This window comes from Neisseria sp. HMSC065D04, assembly GCF_001815675.1.
GTDB lineage: Bacteria > Pseudomonadota > Gammaproteobacteria > Burkholderiales > Neisseriaceae > Neisseria.
This window is the reverse complement of record NZ_KV821510.1, coordinates 19,601-25,278: the sequence shown is the minus strand read 5'-3', so window position 1 is coordinate 25,278 and position 5,678 is coordinate 19,601. Positions and strand designations below refer to the sequence as shown.

Below are 5,678 nucleotides of genomic sequence, written 5' to 3'. Positions count from 1 at the left end.
TAGGGGATTTTGGGGAATTTTGCAAAGGTCTCTAGCTGCTCAAATAAGATGGATATAACAAAAGGTCGTCTGAAAACTTTTCAGACGACCTTTTCCACATCCGTATCTCAAACGTGATGAATGACCAGTTTCTTGCCCTGATAGTCCAATACGTCCACATCCATATCAAACAAATCTTTAATATTTTCAGCAGTAAAAATGTCGTTCGGCGCGCCGGTCATGGCGACTTGTCCGTTTTTCATGGCGACGACGTGGTCGGCGTAGGCGGCGGCTTGGTTGATGTCGTGCAGGACGACGACGGTGGTGCGTTTGTGTTCGCGGGTCAGCCGCTGGAGCAGCTGCATGAGGGCGCGGGCGTGGTACATATCGAGGTTGTTGAGCGGTTCGTCCAAGAGGACGTAATCGGTGCTTTGGCAGAAGACCATGGCAATCATGGCGCGTTGGCGTTGTCCGCCGGAGAGTTCGGTCAGGTAGCGGTTGGCAAAGCTGTCCAGTTTGAACTCGGAAAGTGCGTTTTCGACGATGGCGAGGTCTTCGGGGGTCGGTCTGCCTTGGTGGTAGGGATAACGCCCGAACATGAGCAGATCGCGAACGGTAATGCGGCTCATGACGCTGTTTTCTTGGGTCAGGATGGAGAGCGTTTTTGCCAGCTCGGCGGTGGGCGTGGTCGAAACATCTTTGCCGGCGTAACTGATGCTACCCTGTTCCAGCGGGCGGAGACGCGCCATGAAGGAGAGGAGCGTGGATTTGCCTGCGCCGTTTGGACCGATGAGCGCGGTGATGCCGCCTTCGGGGATGTCGAGGCTGACGTTGTTGAGGATGGGGTTGCTGCCGATGTGGAAGCTGACGTTGCGGATGGTAATCATGATGGGTGTGATGTGTGGATTTGTTTTCAGACGACCTCCGAACATGAGAGGTCGTCTGAAAAGGATGGGCTTCAGATTTCGCGAACGATGACGAATTGGGGATTGTCTGCCAAATCAATCAAGAAGGCTTTAACACGCGCCTGCCAGAGTTCGCCGAAGCGTTTGAGTTCTTCTGCGGTGGCGGTGCCGCTGACAGCTTTGGGCATGATGTCGCGCATTTCGGGGGCGAAGGGCTGCATGGCGGCGTTGAGGCTGACGGCGACGGTTTTGCCGTTGTCTTTGCGGCGCAGGGTCAGCGTGCCTTCGATGTCGGCATCGAAACTCAACAGGTTGCGGCGGGCGAAGCGTCCTTGCGGGCCGACGCCGCCGAAGCCGGTTTCGGGAGCGGCACCGGTTAAGAGTTGGACGACGGATGCGGTAACGCCGACCGTGCCTTCGTCGCGCGCACCCTGCATGGCGGCTTCGATTCCGCCGCGCTGCGGCAGGTCGCTGCCATAAAGTGCTTTCAGGCCTTTAAGCGTCATGAGGTACGCGCCTGCAACGGTGGGGCAGGAGTGTCCGCACAGGCGGACGGCATCGGCGTAGCGATACTGCATGATGCCCTCCTCTGCCGCGCCGAGAAATTCGGCGAGCGCGTCTTGGACGGTCAGCGTCGGGGCTTGCTCGAAAAATTCGGGAAAATGTTCTTGAGTCATACGGTATCCTTTTGCTTTAAAGAGGTCGTCTGAATCTGTTTTCAGACGACCTTTGTGCTTATTTCAACAGGGTGCGTTTATCGTTGATAAACATTTCGGCAATTTTACTTGAACCGAACGGGTTGAGGTGGTTGGTATCGAAATACACCGGCAGCCCGTCTATAAGTTTATCCGCGGGGATGTACTGCATAAAGTCCACCCACTGCACGCCGCGGTGCTGCTTCACGATTTTTTCGACTTCGTCTTCCGACTTGGCAGAATCGCGGATTTCTGCCTTTTTATCCTCTGAAACATAATTGATGTCGATACCGAGCTTTTGTCTCAGATAATAACGCCGCAACGGCAACTGCCCGTCCATAGGCGTATCGGCCAAAACGTACACTTTTTTGCCCGCCTTCACCAAATCCTCCAGCATTGTGTTGAACCGTTCCAAAAATTCCGGTTTGGCGGTATGGAGGAACCAGCGTTGCGAAATGATGATGACAGGATAGTCTTTGGTTTTTTGTTCGATAAACCTGTTGTACGGATTGCAGCGGTCGGCGCGGCGGTCGCTGTCGGGCAGGACGAATCCGAACGCGGTGGCGCAGCTGTTGGACGTGATGACGTCTGCCGACCAGCCTTCTTTTTTGCCGACGATGTCGAGGAACGGGCTCAAATGGGCGGCATGCGAGTCGCCGATGACCAAAACTTCAGGTTTTTGGTTTGCCGCGCCGACGGCGCAATCGGTTTTGGTCAGCGTGTCCGCGCAAATTTTGCTTTCATCGGCTTTGTACAAACTGCTTTCAAACGCGGCAGGTTTGGCGGTCATCAGGTAGGTTGCCGCAGGAATCAGCAGCGCGAAATAAGCCACCATGCTCCATTTGAATTTCGCCGTCGTAAAATTCTTCGCCTTCCGCGCCGGCGTTTCCACAAAATAATAAGACAACACCGACAACAGCAGCATGATGATGACTGCCAGCGCCGATGCAGCAAGCGGAAGCTGGGCGTCCATATAAATGTAGCGCATCAGCGCCAACACCACCCAGTGCCACAAATACAGCGAATACGAAATCAACCCGATAAACACCACCGGCTTGAGGCTCAACAGTTTGGACGTATTGAAACCTTCCTGCATCTGCAATGATTTGCCCGAATAAATCAAACCGCCAACCGCCAGACAGCAAAGCAGCCGTTCGATGTTTCCCGCGCCGGGCAGGACGCCGTAGGGCAACACCAGCGTGGCGGCGATGACCGCCATCATCAGCCATCCGAACAGCGGCGTACTGGCTTTGTCGTTTTGTTCGGCAGGCGGAATAAAGGCAAAAAGCGAACCGACCAACAGCTCATAAGCGCGCACATGCGGCAGGAAATACGCCTCCATGCCCAAAGTCGGCAACAGCGCGGAAAACAGGCTGATGACAATCAGCAAAAGGATAAACGTCCGCACATTGCGCCGTTTGCTGAGACGGAAAAACAAAATCAGCAACGCGGGGAAAATAAAGTAAAACTGTTCTTCCAACGACAGCGACCAAATGTGCTGCAACGGCTTTTCCGTCGCATCCGCATCAAAATAGCCGCCGCGGCGGGCAAAGAACAGGTTGGCGGCAAACAGCAAGGCATAGACGGCGGATTTGACGTATTGGCGCAAATCGAAAGACAAAAAGAAAATGGCGGCAACGACCGTCGTGCAAAGCAATACACAGGCAAAGACAGGCAAAATGCGTTTGGCGCGGCGTTTGTAAAACTCAAGAAACGAAAAACTGCCGTCGCGAATCTCGCGGCTGATAATGGTCGTGATCAAATATCCCGACAACACGAAAAACATATCCACGCCCAAAAAACCACCCGGCAGCCATTGGGGATCGATATGAAATACGATGACGGATAAAACGGCCAATGCCCGTATCCCGTCCAAATCAGGACGGTATTTCAACACTTTACTCATAGCACGCACCTTGATAGTGATGCTTAATATGAGTAAGAACCCGATATTTAGTTTCATTCACGCCGTCAAATCTAAGGACGTGCAAAACGAAATATCCCGTTTGGAAATAGTGGTTTACGCCATTCGAATTCAGGCTGGGAAAGTTTTCAGACGACCTACCGCTTGCGTTTCAGCACCAAATATAAAAACACCAGCCCGCCCGCAAATTCAACCACTACGCTCAACACCGCCTTCATGCCGAGCAGGTGTTCGAACACGGTTTGCCCGCCGACCAGCAGGATGCCGCCGACGCACACCGTCATCGGCAGCCGCACGCTATGGCGCACGCTCGGGGCAAAATGGTTGGCAAGCGCGGCAGCCAGCAGTCCGAAGAAGCTGACCGGCCCGACCACCGCCGTCGCCGTCGCCACGAGCGCGGCAATCCAAAGCAACAGCCACAAAGTATTGCGCGTGTAGTTTATGCCCAAATTAATCGTTTGGTCGCGTCCCAAAAGATGGACGTCCAGACGGTGCCGCTCGCGCCAAACCACCACCGCGCTCGCCAGCAGAATCAGCGCGCCCACGCCCAAAAGCTCGCTGTGGACGGTATTGAAGTTCGCAAACATATTCGCCTGCGCCGCCGTAAATTCCTCCGGATCAATCATGCGCGTCAACAGCGAAGAGAGGCTGCGGAACAAAATCCCGAAAATCACGCCGATCAAAATCATGCGCGACAAATCGCGTCCGCCCTGCCGGATGAGCGTGTAAAACAAAAGCAGCGAGCCGCCCATCATCATCACCAGCTCAAAGCCTAACTTGCCCGTCAGCGGCAGCGACGTATAGCCCACCCCGCCCAAGGCAAACAGCAAAAGCGTTTGCAAAAACACATACAGCGAATCGAAGCCCAAAATCGAAGGCGTAAGGATCGGGTTGTTCGTCAACGTTTGGAAAAGCTGGGTCGAAACCCCGACCGCATACGCCACCAGCAGCAAAGCCGCCAGCTTGGTCAGCCGCAGCTGCAACACAAAATCCCAATCGCCTTGGATGTTCAAAGTCAGGAACAAGGTGCAACAAGCGAGCAGCAAGATAAACGCCGCCCACAGCGGACGGGAAGAACCCTGCATAAACGCAACTTTGTTCGGGCGAAGCGTGCTACGCTTGTTTTCAGACGACATGGGCAGGCTTCCTCAACAAAATCCACAAGAACAACACCGTACCCAACACACCGAACACGGTTGAGACCGGAATCTCAAACGGGAACACAATCACGCGTCCCAAAATATCGCACAAAAGCACCAGCGACGCACCGAGCAAAGCCACCGCAGGCAGGCTTTGGCGCAGCTTGTCGCCCATCAGGCGGCTGATGATGTTCGGCACGACCAGCCCGATAAACGGAATATTGCCGACCGTTACCAACACCAGCGACGTAATCAGCGCGACAATCACCAAGCCTACCCACAACACCGCCGTCCGGTTCAGACCCAGATTCACGCTCACCGTCTCGCCCAAGCCCAAAATCGTCAGTTGGTCGGCAATTAAATACGCCGCCAACGCCAAGCCGCCCGTCAGCCACAGCAATTCGTAACGCCCTAACAGCACGCCCGAAAAATCGCCCTGCTGCCACACGCTTAACATCTGCATCATCTCAAACTCATACGCGATAAACGTCGCCACCGCCTCGATAACGCCGCCGAAAATAATCCCCACCAGCGGCACCATCAACTGCGCCGTCGGCGGCAAACGGCGTATCAGCATCATAAACACCAGCATGCCCGCCAACGCCGCCACGGCCGCCACCGACATTTTCGCCGTCAGCCCGGCAGCCGGAAACATCAGCGTCATCACCAACACACCCAACGCCGCGCTCTGACTCGCGCCCACCATAGACGGCTCGACAAAACGGTTGCGCATCAAAATCTGCATAATCATCCCCGCCACCGCCATCGACGCCCCCGTCAGCACAATCGCAAACGTGCGCGGCAGGCGGCTGACCAGCATCAATTCCGTGCTGTCAGACAATGTCCAGTGAAACACATCTGCCCAGCGGAAATTGCCGACGCCCACCGACAGGCTGACGACAAACAGCACCACCAGCACAAAGCAGTTGATTAAATTTAAAGATAAAGGTTTGACGGACATAAGGGAAAAATAATTCAGATGGAAAAACAAACGCCGTAAAGACGATATAGTGGATTAACTTTAAACCAGTACGGC

5 protein-coding genes are annotated in these 5,678 nt (G+C 54.5%); all 5 read right to left on the bottom strand.

Translation table 11 applies throughout. The features are described 5' to 3' along the window. Window positions 1-107: 107 nt before the first annotated feature. Complete coding sequence (locus HMPREF3050_RS06420) at window positions 108-866, bottom strand: iron ABC transporter ATP-binding protein (protein WP_070774160.1); 759 nt, start codon at window positions 864-866, stop codon at window positions 108-110. 71 nt (window positions 867-937) lie between these two features. Further along, window positions 938-1,561 (bottom strand): FmdE family protein, encoded by a 624-nt coding sequence (locus HMPREF3050_RS06415; RefSeq protein ID WP_003758361.1) that lies wholly within the window; start codon window positions 1,559-1,561, stop codon window positions 938-940. Window positions 1,562-1,619: 58 nt separating this feature from the next. Further along, window positions 1,620-3,485 (bottom strand): acyltransferase family protein, encoded by a 1,866-nt coding sequence (locus HMPREF3050_RS06410; protein ID WP_070774156.1) that lies wholly within the window; start codon window positions 3,483-3,485, stop codon window positions 1,620-1,622. Between the two features lie 155 nt (window positions 3,486-3,640). Beyond that, on the bottom strand, window positions 3,641-4,639 hold the full coding sequence (locus HMPREF3050_RS06405; protein WP_070774154.1) for an iron chelate uptake ABC transporter family permease subunit: 999 nt from the start codon (window positions 4,637-4,639) through the stop codon (window positions 3,641-3,643). Continuing rightward, window positions 4,629-5,603, bottom strand: coding sequence for an ABC transporter permease (locus HMPREF3050_RS06400; RefSeq protein WP_070774152.1), 975 nt, complete (start codon window positions 5,601-5,603; stop codon window positions 4,629-4,631). Before HMPREF3050_RS06400 ends, HMPREF3050_RS06405 begins: the two co-directional genes overlap by 11 nt. Window positions 5,604-5,678 lie beyond the last annotated feature (75 nt).

Coding starts and splice junctions, on each gene's coding strand:
- HMPREF3050_RS06400 (WP_070774152.1), bottom strand. CDS start 5,603: ATGTCCGTCAAACCTTTATCTTTAAATTTAATCAACTGCTTTGTGCTG.
- HMPREF3050_RS06420 (WP_070774160.1), bottom strand. CDS start 866: ATGATTACCATCCGCAACGTCAGCTTCCACATCGGCAGCAACCCCATC.
- HMPREF3050_RS06410 (WP_070774156.1), bottom strand. CDS start 3,485: ATGAGTAAAGTGTTGAAATACCGTCCTGATTTGGACGGGATACGGGCA.
- HMPREF3050_RS06405 (WP_070774154.1), bottom strand. CDS start 4,639: ATGTCGTCTGAAAACAAGCGTAGCACGCTTCGCCCGAACAAAGTTGCG.
- HMPREF3050_RS06415 (WP_003758361.1), bottom strand. CDS start 1,561: ATGACTCAAGAACATTTTCCCGAATTTTTCGAGCAAGCCCCGACGCTG.